Annotated in this window: 6 protein-coding genes and 1 pseudogene; all 7 read right to left on the bottom strand. The window is 52.4% G+C overall.

Annotated features, from left to right (window positions below; all coding sequences use genetic code 11):
- Positions 1-1,619: condensation domain-containing protein (locus N3Z11_RS17545; RefSeq protein WP_260658501.1), on the bottom strand; the 1,619-nt coding region annotated here is incomplete at its 3' end.
- The gene (locus N3Z11_RS17540) at positions 1,619-5,083 is read right to left on the bottom strand and encodes an amino acid adenylation domain-containing protein (protein ID WP_260658500.1); all 3,465 of its coding nucleotides are present in this window, start codon (positions 5,081-5,083) and stop codon (positions 1,619-1,621) included. The genes N3Z11_RS17545 and N3Z11_RS17540, both read right to left, overlap by 1 nt.
- A 103-nt stretch (positions 5,084-5,186) precedes the next feature.
- The gene (locus N3Z11_RS17535) at positions 5,187-6,173 is read right to left on the bottom strand and encodes a TauD/TfdA family dioxygenase (protein ID WP_260658499.1); all 987 of its coding nucleotides are present in this window, start codon (positions 6,171-6,173) and stop codon (positions 5,187-5,189) included.
- 39 nt (positions 6,174-6,212) lie between these two features.
- The gene (locus N3Z11_RS17530; protein WP_260658498.1) at positions 6,213-14,177 is read right to left on the bottom strand and encodes a non-ribosomal peptide synthetase; all 7,965 of its coding nucleotides are present in this window, start codon (positions 14,175-14,177) and stop codon (positions 6,213-6,215) included.
- Positions 14,178-14,186: 9 nt separating this feature from the next.
- Positions 14,187-15,617, bottom strand: coding sequence for a hypothetical protein (locus N3Z11_RS17525; protein WP_260658497.1), 1,431 nt, complete (start codon positions 15,615-15,617; stop codon positions 14,187-14,189).
- Between the two features lie 36 nt (positions 15,618-15,653).
- On the bottom strand, positions 15,654-18,845 hold the full coding sequence (locus N3Z11_RS17520) for a non-ribosomal peptide synthetase (RefSeq protein ID WP_409566877.1): 3,192 nt from the start codon (positions 18,843-18,845) through the stop codon (positions 15,654-15,656).
- 96 nt (positions 18,846-18,941) lie between these two features.
- Positions 18,942-19,106, bottom strand: a pseudogene (locus N3Z11_RS18090) (phosphopantetheine-binding protein); the annotation flags it as partial.

Here is a 19,106-nt window from a genome sequence, read left to right as displayed (position 1 = left end):
GGCTGCTGTCTGGCACACGCAAACACCAGACCCGGCACACTCTGCTGCTGCGGATAAGGCTGTGCTGTCTGGTTCCACTGCCTGAGCAAGGCCAGCGCCGCATCATCCAGCACCGGCAAGCGCAACACCTCTTCATCCGGCCGGCGCACCAGGGCGCCCAGTAACACCGAAAAGCCCGCCGCCATCCGCCTGATACTGCTCTCCCGCCACAGGCCGGTATTGTAAAGCCAGTCCACCACCAGCCCCTGCGGCCCCTGACTGATATGCACACTTAAATCGGTCTTGGCCACACGGTAATGGTCTGTCTGTGTTGCCACCTGCAAACCCGGTAACGACGGTAAACTCTCCGTCATATCACCAAAACTCAGCATCACCTGATACAGCGGGCTATAGCTTAAACTACGTTGTGGCCGCAAACGCTCCACCACCTGTTCAAACGGCACCTGCTGATGGCTGTAAGCACCCAGCAACCTCTGTTTGCTTTGCTGCAGTTGCTGGCGGAAACTGTGATGCGCCGCCACCTCACTGCGCAGCACCACTGTGTTGACAAAAAAGCCTATCAGACCGCCTATCTCTGACTGCTCCCGGTTCGCCACCGGGCTGCCCATCACTATGTCTGTTTCATTGCTCCAGCGGGACAGTAACACCGACACTGCCGCATGCAATCCCATAAACAGCGTCGCCCCCTGTTCATGACACAGTTGTTGCAGCGCACCGCTATCCTCAGCGGTCAGGTAACTGCGGTGATGCTCTCCCCTGAACTGCTGCTCTGCCGGTCTGCTAAAGTCCAGCGGCAAATTATGCAGCTGTGGCAGGCCGGCCAGCTGCTGCTCCCAATACGCCAGCTGCCGCTCCATCACTTCACTGCCAAACCACTGCCGCTGCCAGCACGCATAGTCGCTGTACTGCACGGCCAGTGGCTCCAGCGCCACCTGCTCATGCTGACTATAACCCCGGTACAACACACTGAATTCACGCATCAGCACGCCCAGTGACCATCCGTCCGCTGCAATATGGTGCATCAGTACCAGCAGCACATGCGCTGTTGCTGACTGCTTCACCAGCCAGACCCGCACCATCAAATCACGGCTTAAGTCAAAAGGTTCGGCCTGCATCTGCGCGCTGAGCTGCGCTATCCGCTGCTGCTGTGCTTCCTCAGTGCTGATATCTATATGTCTGACGGCAAAGCTGCCGTGTGGCTGGATTTTTTGCACCACAGGCTCATGCTCACCTGCAACAAAACAGGTCCGCAGGCTTTCATGACGCGCCACCACCTCATCAAAAGCACGCTCCAGCGCCATCACATCCAGCTCACCGCTAAGACTCAGCGCCGCCGGAATAGTGTAATGTTCACTGCCGCCATCTATCTGCGATAACAGCCATAATCTCTGCTGTGCGTAGGACAGCGGCAGTTCATGCTGTGGCGCAGCTTTGGTAATCACCGGCAATTCACCTTCCTGTTGTTGCAGGTAGCTGATAATGTCATCCCGATGCGCAGCAATCAGACTCCGCAGCTCCGCAGATAAACCACCTTTAAGTGCCTTAAATGACAATTTTCCCGCCGTCAGAAACAGTCTGACCCCTTGCGCTGCTGCCATCAGTACAATATCTGCTGCCACTAAATTTCTCCCTCTTCGATCATCGACATATCGGCATTGTCTAATTGCCGGTTCAGTTCCAGGCGTTGCAAATAATTTGCTAAAGTGCGCACCGTCGGAAAATGAAAAAACTCCCTGACGGTGACGACATAACCAAGTTGTTGCCTGATTTCACTGAGTACTTTCATCACCAGTAATGAATGGCCACCATGTCTGAAAAAATCATCAGTGACTGACAGCGGTGTTTTGGACAAAGTAGATTGCCAGATCTGCAGTAACTGTTGCTCCAGCCCGGACTGAGCCCCGATCACCTCATGTTCCATTGTCTGCAGCCAGCTTTCGAGCAACTGAAGGCGATCAACTTTACCGTTCGCATTCAGCGGCAGAGCGTCACAGACCACAAACTCTGCCGGAACCTGTGCCAGCGGCAGTTGACTTAACAGCAGTTGGCGCAGTGCCTCTGTGAAGGCGCCCCGTTGTGAAGGCGCCACTGTATCCGCAACCACAAAGGCCACCAGTTGCTCAGCGTCATGCCGTTGGCACAACAACACCTGCGCCTGCGTCACTTCGGGGTGATTAAGCAGTGCATATTCGGTTTCACCGGGCTCGATTCTGACCCCTCTGAGCTTCAACTGAAAGTCCATCCGGCCGAGAAACTCCAGCTGGCCGCTTTCCAGCCAGCGGACTTTATCCCCGGTTTTATAGACACGTTGCGGTTGTTGCCCCGGCAGTGTCAGCAGGATAAAACGTTCTGCCGTCAGCTCAGGCCGGTTGAGATAACCACGGGCCACGCCTGGCCCCCCGATATACAACTCACCGGGCACACCAATAGCAGTTTCATGACCCTCAGTATCCAGCACATACAGCAGATAAGTAGCAAATGGCTGACCAATAGGAACACTGATGGCAGACTGCAACTGGTCATCCTGCCGGTTTACTTCGTAAATCGTTGCCGCCACAGAAATTTCGGTTGGGCCATATTCATTAAAAAACCGACAGCAGGGTAACAACTGCCGGCTCCAGTGCAGTGCTAACGGCGCCGGAAATTGTTCACCGGCCACCATAATCAAATGACGGGCAGCCGGCTGTGATTTTGTCAGATAGTGCTGCAACGCCACCAGATGGGAGGGTGTTAGCTTAAACAATAAAGCAGTATCGTCATCCAGCAGGTAATCGGCCAGCAGCACCAAATCGGTTTCGTCAGCATCCAGCAGTTCGACATACAAGCCACTGAGCAACGGCAGATAGAGTGTGGAAACTGTGCCATCAAATAACAGCGGCGAACTGACCAGAGAGCCCTTGATCTCGCTGCCTGACAGGAACAGCTTCAACTGCTGCAGATAGTTACACAAACTGCGGTGTTCAACCTGAACACCCTTAGGTTGCCCGGTCGAACCGGACGTATAAAGCACATAAATCAGATCCTGAGCCGTTGCCGGCTGCGCCTTCAGATTTTCCGCACTGTCAGCGCAACATTCAGTGTGTAACTGACTGCAATCCAGCGCAAGTGTCGCTGAACCACACTGCTGGTAAATGCCAAGCTGAGACTGATGGCAGAGTATCAGGCTGATATCGGCATCCCTGACCATAAATTGCAGGCGGGCGACGGGTAACTTTGCATCCAAAGGCACATAAGTACCGCCTGCTTTCATCACGGCCAGCAATGCAACCAGCATATTTGCACTGCGTGGCATCCCGATACCAACCCGGGTTCCGGTACGGACTCCCCGCCGGATAAGCGCCCGGGCCAGTTGATTGCTGCGCTCATTGAGTTGCTGATAGGTCAGAGTATCTCGCCCGCAAATCAGCGCCAGCTGTGTGGGCGTCTGCTGCACCTGTCGTTCAAATAGTTCGTTCAGCCGTAGTGCAGGCTCTGCGACCACCGGCTGTGTTGTAACAGGGTCAAGGCGCGCTATCTGTTGTCCGGCTAACGGGATCCCGGCCAGGCGCTGATCTAATCCCTGTATTGCCATAACCTGCAGGACGCCTTGCAGATGCTGGAGCAAGCGGCGCACCGTTGTGGCGGCAAAAATATTGCGGCTATAAGTGACCCTGATTGCTAAGGATTCGGTATCAAAAATATTAAACAGCAGCTTATAGGCGGTATGTTCAGCCGAACCCGAGCCCTGTACACAAAATCCAACCTCAGAGTGCAGTGTCGGATTATAAAGTGCATCCGGGAAATTCTGATAAACCACTAAGGTATCAAACAGGGCAGAACCGGCACCAAAACCGCTCTGTCGCTGAATATCACCAAGGCCGAGAAAACCGTAAACTCCGGCATCTAACGAGGCGTTATGTGTTTGTTCAACTAACTGGCGTAAGGTCGATTCTGGCTGAATGCGAACCCGGACCGGCAACGTATTCAAAAACATACCTATCATATGCTCGATATCAGGCACTTCAGCCGGACGTCCGGAAACTGTTGTTCCAAACACCAGATCCGCATCTCCGCTGTAGCGATGTAACAGCAAAGCCCAGGCAGCCTGAAACAGGCTATTCATGGTACGCGATTCCCTGCGGGATAACGCCTTGAGTTGTTCCGTCAGTTCTTTGGACAACTCACAATACTCGTTATCAAAACCACTGCTATGCGCACTCAGCGGCAAGGTATCAATGTGCAATTTATTGTTTTGTACAAAGCCCGCCAGATAGGTTTGCCAGTAGTGGCCTGCCACTTGCGGGTCCCTCGCCAACAACCAGCGCAGATAATTTTTGTATTGGCCAAAAGCCAGAACAGGGAGCGGCTTTTGGTGGCGCAATGCTTCATAACAACTTAAAAATGCATTAAATATCAAAGGCCGACTCCAGCCATCTGCAATAGCGTGATGCTGTGCCCACACAAAATAATATTGCTCTTGCTGCAGCTGAATCAGTTGGATCCGCATCAGCGGCGCCTTAGCGAGATCAAAACCTTGTTTACGCTCGTCCTGCATCAGCTGTTGCAGGTCGAGCTGTTGTTGCCCGGCAGTTTTGTCACACCAGTTTTGCCATTGAACTGTCAGACGGGCTGACGATGTGATCACCTGATGAAAGACGCCATCGTCACTCATAAAAAATTGCGACCTGAAAGCGGGGATCTGATGCACCAGTTGTTGCCAGGCCTGTTCAAATGCGCTGACATCCAACTGTCCTTTCAGCACGCAAAAATTCATGTTGGTATAAGATGCACCGGCATCTTCCAGCCCGTGAAATAACATCCCGGCCTGCAAGGGGGTTACCGACCAGATGTCAGCAATATCAGCATACTGCAAACTAATCTGCTGCAATTGTGCCGGGGTTAACCGCGCCTCGGGAAAATCAACAGCGCTAAGTGGTAACTGACCGGACAGCACTGTGATCAGCGCCTGTTTATGAAGACTGAGCTGACTTTTCAGCTCATCATTCAACCGACCATGCGGGTCCAGTACTTTTAATTTTCCCTGCACCAGACCCAGTTCAATCTGTTGGGCGTGCAGTGCATCGAATAAGGCTTCAAGTTTCATGATCAATGACGTTCCTGCCGTTGTATGGATGTCAGTCAAAAGAGTGGCAGGCAGACAACTCACGCGTGAGTTGTCTGCCTGTGACGCGTTCTGGCCTGCATGCTCAGCTCATTATGTCTGCCAGTTCACAGGGACGCGCCATCCCGACCAGCACCTTACGCTCACCACTAAAAGGTAAACGTCCATGGGTACAGCGCATATTGTCAAGCAACAACAAATCGCCGTCTTGCCATTGAAACACCACCATTTGCTCCAGATACAGCTGATTGATCAACGCAATACTTTCCGCTGGAATAGGCGAACCATCACCAAAACAGACATTTCTTGGTAACGACTCCTCAGTGTAAAGAGACCGCAACTGCTGATACTGCGTCACAGGTAAAGTCGAAGGATGAAATAAATGCGCCTGATTAAACCAAAGCCTCATCCCGGACACCGGATGCCGTGCTACCGCCGGGTTCACTTGCCAGGTTCGCAAGGTTCCGTCATCCAGCCACTGTCGTTCAATCTGATGCCGCTGACAATAATCATCCACTTCGGCGCTATTGTTCGTTTGAAACACTTCGGTCCATGGTAAATCAAATTCAGAGTAATTACGGATGTATTTCAGTTGTTTACGCTCAAACTCATCCACCAGCTCAGGCGGCAGTAACTGCAGCAGGCGCCCACTGTCACATATCGGCGTTTCTCCGCCTTGTGCTGACGCTTTGACACAATGAAAACCAATCCTTAACGGCCACTGCCGGGCATAGGCACATTCATTGTGCTGAACAATGACGGCCTCTGAATGATACTCCGTTGACGTGTATATATTGTCACGTAAGCGGGTTCTGGGGGTGGAACGGTACTGATACCCCATCAGGGCATCACCAAATAACAGTTCCAGACAAACCGCCAGCTTTTTGCTGCCACTTATGTCCATTCCGCGCAGCAACAAAGCGCCATGCTGATTCAGCATGGCATCGACCAGTGTGGCATGGTCAGAACACCATTGTCTGACATCCGCCGTTGCCGGCACGTCAAACACCAGCGGCCAGGAACCTGGGGTGTTGACGGCTCCCGCAGGCCTTATTGTTGTATTCTGATCCATTTATCCTGCTCCGACGCAGCCTTTCACTGAGGCTGCGGACTACTCAATATCTATGCCATACGCATCAAGCATCGCCTGATCTGCCACCTGCCGTTTGGCATGCTGCACCCTGAGCTCCTGATAGCTGTATGCCTGTTGCGCCCTTTGTGATAAAACCATCAGCTCCTGCTCCAGCATGAGCCGGAACTGAGCCAGTCGTGCCAGCTGCGACTCCGGCAGCTGTGCCTGCAGCTGCATGCTCAGATGGTTTGCTTGCAGGCTGAATGTCAGCTGCAACAGCTGTCCGGATCCCACTATTGCGGCATCGGCCATGCCGGCAGGCGTAAACAGCGGCGCAAGCGCTATTTCTTCCAAACAACGTACCGTCATCAGCCATTGCCCGCTGCTTTTTATCAGTGTCGTCGCACTTTGGATGAAATCCGGCAACTCAGGTACGGCCAGCAGAGGGCTGTGGCTGAGCGCCTGCCGGAATTGCTCCTTCACCGCAAGAATCCAGCTATCAACATCAGTCGCCTGCACTTGCGGCAATAGAACAGGCACCAGCTGAGTAAGATTGCCCTCAGGCAAAAGCTGGCCACACTCCACGGCTCCCTGCCGGCCGTCACAAAGCATGTTCACCAACGACGGAACTTGCTGCTGCCACTGCCAAAAGGCGCGGGCACTGAGTAACAGACACAACTCATCGGCGGAGAGCTTCAGTGACGTCATCATCAGCTGCCAGTCCACAGTTGCCGGCGTTATCCCAAAGTGCCAGTGCTGCTGCGTGCTCACCAGGGCTTCCGAGGGTCTGGGTTCAGCGACCGCCAGCGATGTTAATTTATCCTGCCAGTACGCTTTATGCTGCCATTGCTGTTCCTGATACAGGCTCAATTGCTGATGGTGCCAGCCGATAGTACTGACTCCGGCTGCGGCGGATTTTGTCGCCGCTTTAGCGGGTGCCACCAGCTCAGCAATATCTTCCAGTACCCGCAACCATGAATATTGATCCCAGCATAATGCGTCTGCCTGAACCAAGAGTCTGCAACCATAGCTGCGGTGTGACATCAGCACAATCCGGAACTGGCCACTCTGGCTGGCAAATGTATCAATGGCGGCCATCACTGCACTATCCAAATCCACCTGGTCGGGCAACAGCACTGCTTCATACAAGCCGGCAACAAGCCTGTTCTTGTCTGCAATACCTGGGAGTGTCAGGCCCGGCTTTGTGCGATCAACCTGCAACCGGCACAAATCATATTTTTCGATTAACTGTCGCAGTAACAGCTGCAGTTGCGCTGTTTCAAGCTGCAGCCATTGCTGGCTGATTGCATGCAACTGACGACGGGTCTGCACCTGTTGTGTCCACAGCACCTGCTGCCATGCACTGAAAGGCAAACAGGCCGCCTGCTCTGCATCCGGCCATTGCTCCCGGATCAAGGTGGCTAACTCAGCCGGCGTTGGCCGCTCAAATACCGACCGGACCGTTAAAGCCGGGTAATATCGATTCAGCTTTGCCACCAGCTGTAACGCTTTGACAGAATCTCCGCCACAAGCGAAAAAGTGATCATGCACACCCACAGCCTCAACGGCCAGTACCTGTCGCCATATGTCACACAACAGCACTTCAAGCTGATCAGCCGGCGCACTCTGTGCTGTGGTTCCGGATACTAAATCCGGCATCGGAAGCGCTGCGCGGTTGACTTTGCCACTCGGTGTTAATGGTATCTGGTCCACCAAAACATAAATTGAAGGTACCAGTGGGCCAGGCAAGAGCCGCGACAGTTCATGTTGCAACATCTCCCTTAAAACGGCATTGCTCACTGCTGCTGCAGACTCTGTAACGACGAGGTAGCTTACCAAACTTTGGCCACCAGGCAAATCTTTGGCAAGGGTCACCGCCGCTTGCACCATCGGCAGCGTACACAAGGCCTGATCAATCTCGGCCGGTTCAATACGCCAACCGTTTATTTTCACCTGCTGATCGGCACGACCTAAATATTCCAGCACCCCATCCGGGCGCCAGCGTGCCAAATCCCCGGTCCGGTAAATTCGTTGTTGTGGCACCAGGCTGCAAGCGACAAATTTTTCCTGGTTCAGCCCGGGTCGATTCAGGTAACCACGCGCCAGCCCTGCACCGGCCAGACACAGCTCGCCGACACAACCTGTTGGCAGCAACATTCCCGCATCATTTAACACTAACACCTGCGTATTATCGATGGGTCTGCCGATAGGCACGTTAGGATGTCCCGGCTCACAACGCCAGTAGGTCACGTCTATGGTTGCCTCAGTCGGACCATAAAGATTGTACAACTCAGCTGATGGACATTGCTGACTGAAATTGTCCACCAGATGAGCGCCGAGCGCCTCGCCGCTGCAAATCACAGTGCGAATGCCAGCACAGCTTTGCAACAAACCCGATTGCAGCATCACGCCAAACATCGCCGGCACAAAATGAAGCATAGTCACACCGGCAGTCCGGATTAAATCTGCCAGATATTGCGGGTCTTTGTGGCCATCAGGCGATGCCAGCACCAAACGGGCACCGCAGATCAGTGGCAACAGCAGCTCCCACACTGACACATCAAAGCTGTACGGTGTTTTTTGCAGAATAACGTCCAGAGCCGAGACATTAAACTGACGCTGCATCCATTGCAGCCGGTTTACCAGCGCCCGATGTTCAATCATCACACCTTTGGGCATACCTGTTGAGCCTGAGGTGTACAACAGATAAACCAGGTGATGCGGCTGCAACCCTATCACCGACAAATCCGGGTTTTCCTCGCTGTAACTGCCCAACATTTGCTGTACAGCGCTGTGATCCACACACAAGGCAGCACAAGTCCAGTCCATCTGCAAAAGCGCCTGCTGGGTCAGCACCAGACTGACCCCGGCATCCTGTTGCATATACTGCAGCCGCTGGGCCGGAAAAGCAGGATCTAAAGGCACATAAGCCCCACCAGCTTTCAGAATTGCCAGTATGGCAATAAGCATTTGTGGCGAGCGCTGCATGCAAATACCAACCCGCATATCAGGCTGAATATGGTGTTCTGCCCGCAGCCAGTGGGCCAGTTGATTCGCCCGGGCATTCAATTGCTGATACGTCAGCACTCCTGCCTCGGATTCGACGGCTATCGCCAGCGGCTGGCTCTGCACCGCCGTTTCAAAAAGCTGATGAATACAGCTGTCTGCACTAAATGGTTGCGCTGTTGCATTCCATTCAATCAATTGTTGTTGCCGGCTCTGTGCCGGAATCAGGTTGACACTGAGCACCTCAGTGTCAGCATTTTGTGTTAACAACTCAAGCAAGGAATCCAGCGCCATCGTCATCGTATGCAACAGCTCATTGGCCGCTATCGGTTGGCGTACCTGCACCTCGAAGGCAAAACGGTCACCAAAATCATCAACCAGCAGCTCAACCGGATAGTTTGTGCTTTCATGATAACTCAGCATGCTGTAGCCATCGCCTTGCCCGGTCGCCGCCTGGCGGGAATGGCGGTAATTGAGTAAGGCGTTAAAAAGCGGGCCCGCAACATCAGCACAACCCAACGCCTGTGGCAACGGAGTCTGCTCATAGGCCATCAGGCTACTGAACTCTGTATTGATCAGCTGCAATAGTGCCGGTGCTGACAAGGCTTTCAGATTAAGACGCAGGGGTACTGTATTGATAAATACACCCATCATGTGTCCGACATCGGACATGGATTGCATCCGGCCAGAGGCGACAGTGCCAAACACTATGTCATGGCGACCGCTGCACAGGCTGACAACCATGGCCCAGGCGGCATGAAACAGCACCGCCGGACTGATGGCCAGCTGTTTGCACAACATTTTGATTTGTTGCGACTGCTGATCGGGCAACCAGGTGGCAGCGCTGGTCAATTGTTGGCCGTCACCATAAATATCTTCCAGTCCGAACATCAAAGTTCCACCATCAAGCCCGGCCAGCCGGCCCTGAAAATAAGACCTGGCATCCAGTTGCTGCTGCTGATAAAAGACATGGGCAATAAAATCACGATAAGGCAGGGCCGGTGCTAACTGAGCACTCTGACCTGAGAGAAAACCGGCCAGTTCTTCACTCAGAATTTCCATGCCAATGTGGTCGGCAATAATGTGATGAAAACGCAATAACACATAGTGCTGTGGCAAAGTGGCCACACTGGCTACTTCCAGCTCAATCAACGGAGCCCGCTGCAAATCCATGCGCTGTGGTTGGTGGATAAACTGCTGCAGATACAGCTCCAATGTCGCCAGATCTTCAAACTGCCGCGTCTGCACAGCTAAACTGGCCTGGTGCAGAACCACCTGAACCTGTTGTGGTAATCCTTGCCAGGCGATTTGGGTACGCAGTACATCATGCCGATCAATAACAAACTGGATCCCGTCGATAAATTGCTTTAAGGCAGCGCTGTGCTCCAGCCGGAATGTCAGGGGACGCACATAGGGATCTGCGGCTGTGCTGGTGATGTGATGAAACAAAATCCCCTGCTGCAACGGCCCCAGCATATAAATATCTTTTATATTTTGAACCCCGCCTTCCACAGTGCTGACAATGTGATCAATATCTTGTTGTGACAAGCTGGCCAAAGGCAACAAATCCGGTGTGATACGGCTCAGTCCGGGCGGCAATCCGGCGGGCTTTTGCGACGCTGAATCCACAGCACCACCAGCCACAGGTTTAAGCACTGCTGCCAAAGCTGACAGCGTGGCGTGCGCAAAAATATCTTTGGGGTCCAGCTTGATGCCATGTTCCAATAGTTTTGCCGCGACCTGTAACGCAAGGATAGAGTGGCCGCCTAATGCAAAAAAGTTATCAGTGCGCCCCACCTGTTTAACACCAAGGACCTCACACCAGATTTGCGCTAACACCGTTTCTTCGCGGCTGACTGGCGCCTGATGTTCAAACTGCTGCTGACGATATTCGACTGTAAGTAAGGCCTGACGATCAATTTTACCGTTGGCTGTCAGTGGTAACTGCGGCAACGGAACATAAACATCAGGCACCATATATTCAGGCAACCACTGTGATAACCGGCTTTGCAGGGCTGTGCGCAGATCGGTCTCAACCTCTGGTACCTGCTGCGACGTCACAATGTAAGCCACCAGAATTTTTTGTCCATCTGCGCCATCCCGCGCAACAACTGCTGCATCCAGAATACCTTCACATTCTGTCAGTGCCTGTTCAATTTCTCCCACTTCAACCCGGTAACCGCGGATTTTTAGCTGCCCATCATTACGGCCAACATAACTCAGGGTGCCATCCTGCTGCCAGTATACGAGGTCGCCACTGCGGTATAACAACAGATCCGGCTGATTGGGATCGCTCAGAAAACGTGTTGCTGTCAGGCTGTCTGAACCACAGTAACCATCAGTTACACCGCTGCCCCCTATATATAATTCACCAACCACACCGATCGGCAGCGGTTGCATGGCAGGGTCCAAAACCAATAACCGGGTATTGTGCAAAGGCCGGCCTATGCTGACACCAGCGGCAGCATCATCTCCCTGCGCCTGCCATTGCAGATAACTGCACCCCACAGTGGTTTCGGTCGGGCCATATTCGTTAAACAGTTTTGCCGCAGGGAAAAATTGCATAAATGCCTGACAATGCCCGTGTAACAGCCGCTCCCCGCCAACCACAAAACAATGCGGAATTTTGCTGTTAAATAACGGAATAGCTTGTGACAGTTGTTGCGTCAACGCCACCAGATGAGCAGGCGTCAATTTAAACACTTGCGCCACCTGAGCGCGCATTAAATGGCTGGCAAGCTCAGCAATAACATTGGCGGCGGGCATTAAAGTACAGGGTAAACCGATACACAGCTGCGGAAGTAACACTGTCACAGAAGCGTCAAAAGCTAATGAAGTACTGAACACACTGGCACTCTGCTGCGGATAATAATGTGCAATACAATGTTCAATATAATTGTTCAGCTGCCGGTGCCCAACCTTCACCCCTTTGGGCTGTCCGGTAGAACCGGACGTATAAATAATGTATGCCAAATGCTCCGGCCGCAGACCCGTCTCGTCAGACCGCAGTGGTTCTGCCGGATAACCGGCGACTTGTTCCTGTAGCGCCACGGAATCCAGACAGACCACATCGGCTAATAAAGCAGACATGCCGGAATCGCTTGTTGTTAACAGCAAACGGGCAGCGCTATCCTGGCAGATATAACGCAACCGGTTGACCGCTGTGAGCGGGTCGAGCGGCACATAGGCTGCACCAGCCTGCAGCACCGCCAATATCGCAACCATCATGGAGCAGGACGGCTGCAAACAAACGGCAACCCGGCTGCCTGGACCAATCCCATATTGCTGCTGCAGATAACGGGCCAGCTGACTGACCTGAGTGTGCAGCTCACGATAACTCAGCTGTTGTTCATTGATGTTAAATGCAACATCGTCAGCACGCTGCCGGGCTATGGCTGCCAGTCGGTCAGGCAGCAAGTCAGTCGTAACAGGCACAACAGGACCATACTGCCACTGCTGCAGCCGGGCTATATCCTCTGGCGGCAGCAGCGGGGCATCTATCAGGGGTGCCGCCGGACATTGAATCATAAACCGCAATAACTGACTAAAACTACTGGCATAGCGGCTGATAGTCGCACCACTGAATAACGAGGTGGCATAATTCCATTCAAAAAGGTACTGCCCCTGCAATTCCACCACTGAGAATTCTAAATCCGCTTTGGTCGCCGCCTGAATTTGCTGCACAAACTGCATGCTACATCCGGGTAAATGAAAAACCGCATCCTGCTGTTGTAAATTGTGAAAGGTAAAAAATATCTGAACCAGTGGCAGAATTTGCGACGAACGCTGTGGATTTATCTTCTCAACCAGCACATCAAATGGCATGTCCTGATGCTGGTAAGCCGCAATCAGTTGTTCTCTGGTTTTTGCCAACAAACTGACAAAATCGCTACTGTCAAACTGGTTTCGCAGCACCAGCGTATTCACAAAACAGCCGATCATGCCTTCGAGCTCAGGCCGGGTTCTGCCGGCGACCGGTGTGCCCAGTACCACATCAGTCTGATTACTCCAGCGACTGATAAAATATCCAAACACTGTGTACAAAAACATAAAAGGGGTGACGCCCAAACGCTGGCACAGCTGATTAAGTTGTGCTGACAACAGGGGATCAAGCTGGACCGAATGTTGTCTGGCATCATACTGCTGATAGGCCGGCCGGTCATAATCCATCGGCAGGCTATGCACCGGCGGCGCACACCGCAACTGCTCCTGCCAATACTGCAGCGCTTCATCGTACAGATCACGGTGTTCCTGAGCCCAATAAGCATAATCGAGATACTGCACCGGTAGTTCAGCATCTGTCGGATGACCTGTTTCTTTCAGCTGGCTGTAGATCCGCACCACTTCTTCACTTAACACCTGCAAAGACCAGCCATCCGCTGCGATATGGTGCAATACCACGCCCAGACTGAATTTCTGTTCGCCGGTTTGAACCAGCATGGCCCGCAGCAACACATCATGCTGCAGATCAAAGGGCCGGTTTAATTCGCTTTCAAACAGCTCGTCAATATTTTGATCTGGCTGGTCTGCAGAATCCTGGCGGAGATCAACAAATTTCAGATAAAACTGCGCATCTGCCCGCACAAACTGGAAGGGTTCTTTTGCATCATATCCTGTGCGCAGTATTTCATGACGCTTCACAATCTGCTGCAGCGTGGCTTCAAACAACGGAATATCAATTTCACCATGAAGTACCAACTGGCAACAGATGTTGTTCTGCGTGGAATCCGGTGCATATTGGCTGGCAAACCACATGCGTTGCTGCGTGGGTGACAGCGGACCGGTCTGGGTTTTTAATCTGCTGATCGCATGATGATGCGGACGGACACCGGTTTGCTGTTGCAAAAACTGACAAACTGCCTGTTTGTGCTCCCGCAGCAACAAAATCAAGTCCTGGCCGGGCATTTCATCAAACGCAACTTCTAATTGCTCACCATTTAACGACAGCTGCACATTTTGCTGGCTGCATAAGGCCATAATTTGGTCGACAATACTCACCTTTGCTCCTTAAAACCTGATCACATGCTTTTGCGGTTGTTCTTCAAACAGAAAAAACTCAGTGGCACCGCGGGCTGAGTTGATGATAGTGTCCCCGCTGATATCTGGAGTGGCTCGCAGGAAACAGCCGGCATATCGCCCCTGTAGCGCAAAAATGCCCCAAATCACCCGGTAAAAATCAAATCCGTGCTGTGGCTCGGCCAAAGGTATCGGATCCGGCTGCACATATTGCTGAATCAACCAGCCTGGCTCAGCTGCTAATTGTTGATAAAGCCGGCACCAATCGCCGGCAGGCGTGGAAGCGCCAACAACCACATGTTTACCCTGCATTGAATAAGCTTTTTTAAACACCAGCTGTTGCTGATGGCTGCGGATAAATGCACCAGTGTCATAACGGCGACCTGCAAACACAACTTCCGGGCAACCTAAGCGCACAGTCCATGGAATACACTGGCGCACCAGCTCCTGCTGGTATGGCACCAGCACTGATGCCGTTTGAGCTTCATGAACTAATGCAAACAACAGCTTGTTACCTAACAAGGCATAACATAAAGAATCCGGATAATAGAATTGCGCTTTTTGCGCCATGGATTCCAATAAATTGAAAAAAGACTTCGGCAGGTTGTCCAGACTGTCCGTATTCATGATAATGGCATCCATCTCGACACCCGCGAAAAACAGTCGTCCGTCAGGATCAAAACTTATTTGCTCAACCGACTGAAAATAATACAACCTTGCTGATGGCATCGTTTCCGGCCGGATTTTTTCCAATAACGCAGAAAACTCTTCACATAAATTCTGATAAAACTCCGCAGGGATCGAAGAGGGCACAAACAAAAGCAAATTGCCGGCAGTCTGAGGCCCCTTCAGCCGGCGCGCGGCGTGGCAGTATGCCAACAGTAATTCAACCACTATATTGCGAAAACGGATGTTGAACTGGCGAAATTGTGGCCAGGCGTCAAGCAATGACAGCACTTCAGGGTAAATCCAGCTATGCTGCCATCCGCCAAGCGATGCACCGCTATTGACTTCAATCAGGCGCCATTGACCAGCCACCTGCACTGCGTCATAACGCAACACCAGGTCTTCAGGCTGCGTGAGCCGCGATGCAAATAAATCGACCTCCACCCTGGACACACCCAAATATTCAGCAAGATATGCTGGGTCCTGCTCCGCATAAAAGCGCAGCACTTTATGCAGTGCAATCGGAAGTTCACGGCATAAAGCATCCATCTTTTCAATAAACTGCGGGTCTGCAATCAGCGGCCAGGGGCTGACTTTATACTGTTCCGGATAATCCCGCATAAACAACGGAACGTCTTTTCCCATTGGTGGAAACGGCATTTTTTGTAGTTGTTCTGACTGACTCAGCCCCTCAATCAGGGCATGAAATGATGCGGAGTAGTTCAAACATTCTGTTCTGCGATCATGCAACTGCATTTTTGTTATCCTTCAAAACCGGCCACTTTTTGTGTATCAGAGGATCAGTAATTTTTTCTTTTCCGTAGCAGCTTGCTGCGAATGTTGTGTTGCCAGCTCAACCTGCAGTACATCGGCAACAGCGCGAATACTGCTGTTCTGGAAAAACACCTTAAACTTCAGCTCGATGTGCCACTGCTGCCTGATCCGTTGAATAATCCGGTTTAACAACAAGGAGTTTCCCCCCAGATGAAAAAAATCAGCCATCACACTGATACGGCTCTCTTCCTGCCTGAGCACATCAGCCCAAATCTGCAGCAATAAGCGCTCAGTGCTGTTTGCCGGCAGCACCAAAACTTCAGTGGAAATATGCTGTGGCAATGGCAACGCACTTTTGTCCACTTTCCCATTGGCTTTTAACGGGAAAGCCTCCAGCCAGACAAAAGCGGAGGGTAAACAATAGGAGGGCAGCCGTTGAGCCAGCTGCTGCCGCACTTTAGATTCCTGTTCAGGCAACGCATGCCGGCCGGATGGGATGACATAAGCAACAAGACAAGCCTGCTCAGTGTGCTGGTACAGCGGCAGAACCACCACCTGCCGGATATCATCCAGCTCAGAGATTGCCTGACAGACTTCACCCAGGGCGATGCGCTGTCCACGTAGCTTGATCTGATCATCATTTCGACCTAAACAAACGATCTCACCATCCGGCGTTTGATAACCCAGATCGCCGGTGCGGAAAAACCGGGCATCACCAAGCTGAATAAATTTATGCCGGCTCATCTCTTCATCACGCCAGTAACCATGACAAACAGCGGCGCCCCCGGCCATAATTTCCCCGACCACTCCGGCAGGAACTTGCTGCAACAAAGTATCGGCAATCCAGACGCTGACCCCGGTAATAGGCTTGCCTGCCGCGACCCAATTGTGATGAGCGGCCACAGACACAGGTTTAAACAACACATCAGACATCACTTCTGTCGAGCCGTATAAATTGACAAACTGGCAATCCGGCAGCGCTTGCACCGCCATGTTGACATATTGCTGCAGCAGCGGCTCACCACTGACAAACCAGTATTTCAGCGGCAGCGTCAACTGCCGGTTTGATAACTCTTCGGTAAGCACCCGTAACAACGAAGGTGCGGTGACCACACGCTGGATCCGATGGCGTTGTAAATAATCAATCAGCCTGGGCACCTCGCGCACATGCTCTCTTTCACACAGATGTAAATGTGCACCGGCACATAAGGGCACAAACAGTTCCCACACACCTCTGATAAAGGCCATCGAAGTGATATGAACCGCCTGCTCCTGCGCCGCAAATGGCCAGGTCTGCAACATCCAGTCAATTCTGTTGTGCAGCGCCAGGTAATTGACCCCAACGCCTTTTGGTAGCCCTGTGGTACCTGAGGTATAGATGATACAAGCCAGATCTGAGGGTGCCGGCTGGTTCACAGCACATTGTCCATCAAACTGCTGCAACTGCTGTAATCTGGCGGCATCAAGCATCAGCACTGGTGAGCTGGTATCAGCCAGACTGGCGAAAACACTGTCCGGTGTCGTCACAAACAAATCGGGCAGGCTCTGGGTTAACATGTAGCTGTTACGCTCAGGCGGTAACTCTTCACTGAGCGGGATATAACAGGCGGCCAGTTTCTGCACCGCCAAAATAACAGCAACCCTGAGCTCAGAGCGCGGCAATCCCACCACCACACGACTGCGGGCAGCAACTCCATGCTGCACCAGCAGTTGCGCCAGCTGACTGACCCATAGGTCCAGCGCCGCATAGTCCAGGCTGCGCTGTTGAAAACTCAGGGCAGCAGCGGATGGTGTCTGGCTGACAAACTGCATAATCCGCTGATATGGATTACATGAATCAGCGAACTGTAGTGGGGCTATGGCTTGTGGTACCGGGGCTTGCCAGCCCAGCTGCAGTACCGGTACATCAGGTGCTGCCAGGACTTGCTGGATCTCATAGCTGAGTTCATTGGCATAAAAACGGATATCAGCCTGAGAAAAACGTTGCGGATCAAAGTGCCAGAGCAAATGGTAACGGCCGTCAACCCGTGGCTCCACATATAAAGTGATATCGTATTTACTGGGTAAAAGTTGTTGCACTGCACATTGCTGTAATGTCAGGTCCGGAAAATGAATGTCCGTCACCGGGTACTGATTAAAATTCAGCATGATCTGAAATAACGGGGCCACATCCGCTTGCCTGACCGGATTTAACAAAGTCACTATTTCTTCAAAGGGTAGAAAATTGTGTTGCGCCGAGGCCAGATGCTGAGCGTGCAGCCTCTTCAGCAAGCTGGTAAAGCCGGGATTGTCGCTAAATTGTGTCCGGTACAGTTGAGGATTGATAAATAACCCAAGCAGAGGCTCCAGCCTTGCATGCTGGCGCCCGGCTTCAGGTGAACCCAGCACCACATCGGTGCGGCCGGATAATCGCCCTATTAACAGTGCAAGACAAGTCTGCATAAAAACAAATGGTGTAGTTCCAACCCGGACCAGTAAAGCCCGCAGACGGTCTGCAGTGGCCAGATCCAGGCTATGACTGTAACTGTTGTCAGCACTATTCCCGGGTACCGCAGCGGGGTGTCCAATCAGACCATGGTCCTGCGGCAATTCATTGAGCAACTGACGCCAGTACAACTTTGCTTCTTCGACTCTGCCGGAACCTGCCATGGCTTGCTGCCAGCGAATATAGTCGGTGTATTGCAGCGACGGGCCGGATAAGAGTGGCTGGTCCGGCGACTGGTAGTAACAGCGCAGATAACGGACCAATTGATGGAGGGAATAACCATCAGCAATCAGGTGATGCAAATCAAAAACCAGATAATTGGACGTTTCGGCTGCCAGGGTTTCTATGTAAAAAGCCCGAATTAACAAGTCCTGATCCAGCCGGAAGGGCAGGTCGGTCGCCATACTGACACACAACCTGACGAATTCCGGTTCAGCCAAATGAGCAACAGGCAGACGCAGTGACTGAATGTCAAAATGAACATCCTCAGTGATGGTGAAATACGGCAGATCTTCACCCTGATGATATTGCGAGCGCAAAATAGCATGGTCCGCAATCACGGCCTGTAATGCCTGACGCATACGGTTTAAATCCAGCGTCCCTTCGACCCGGAACACTGCAGGCATATGAAACAAACGATCATCCGTACTGAATTGTTGCATAAACCACAGGCGCTGCTGCGCAAAGGACAATGGAGAGCTGAGTAACGGGGTTTCAGCCGGCACAATATCCTGATAAATGCAGTCACCCTGATGCTGGTCCAGATAAAGCGCCAGCTGACTGAGCACCGGATTTGCCAGAATGGCCGCTGTCAGATTCTTGCCACCAAATGCCTGTTCCAGCCGGTTTGCCATGATGGCGGCCAGCAACGAATGCCCGCCCAGCGCAAAAAAGTTATCCGACACCCCTACACGCTCTACACCCAGCAGTTGCTGCCACAACTCACATAACCGCCGCTCCGTCCCGGTCGACGCCGCCACAAACCC

This window comes from Rheinheimera sp. 4Y26 (assembly GCF_025245835.1).
In the GTDB taxonomy this organism is placed as follows: Bacteria; Pseudomonadota; Gammaproteobacteria; order Enterobacterales; family Alteromonadaceae; genus Pararheinheimera.
This window is presented reverse-complemented; position numbering and strand designations above follow the sequence as displayed.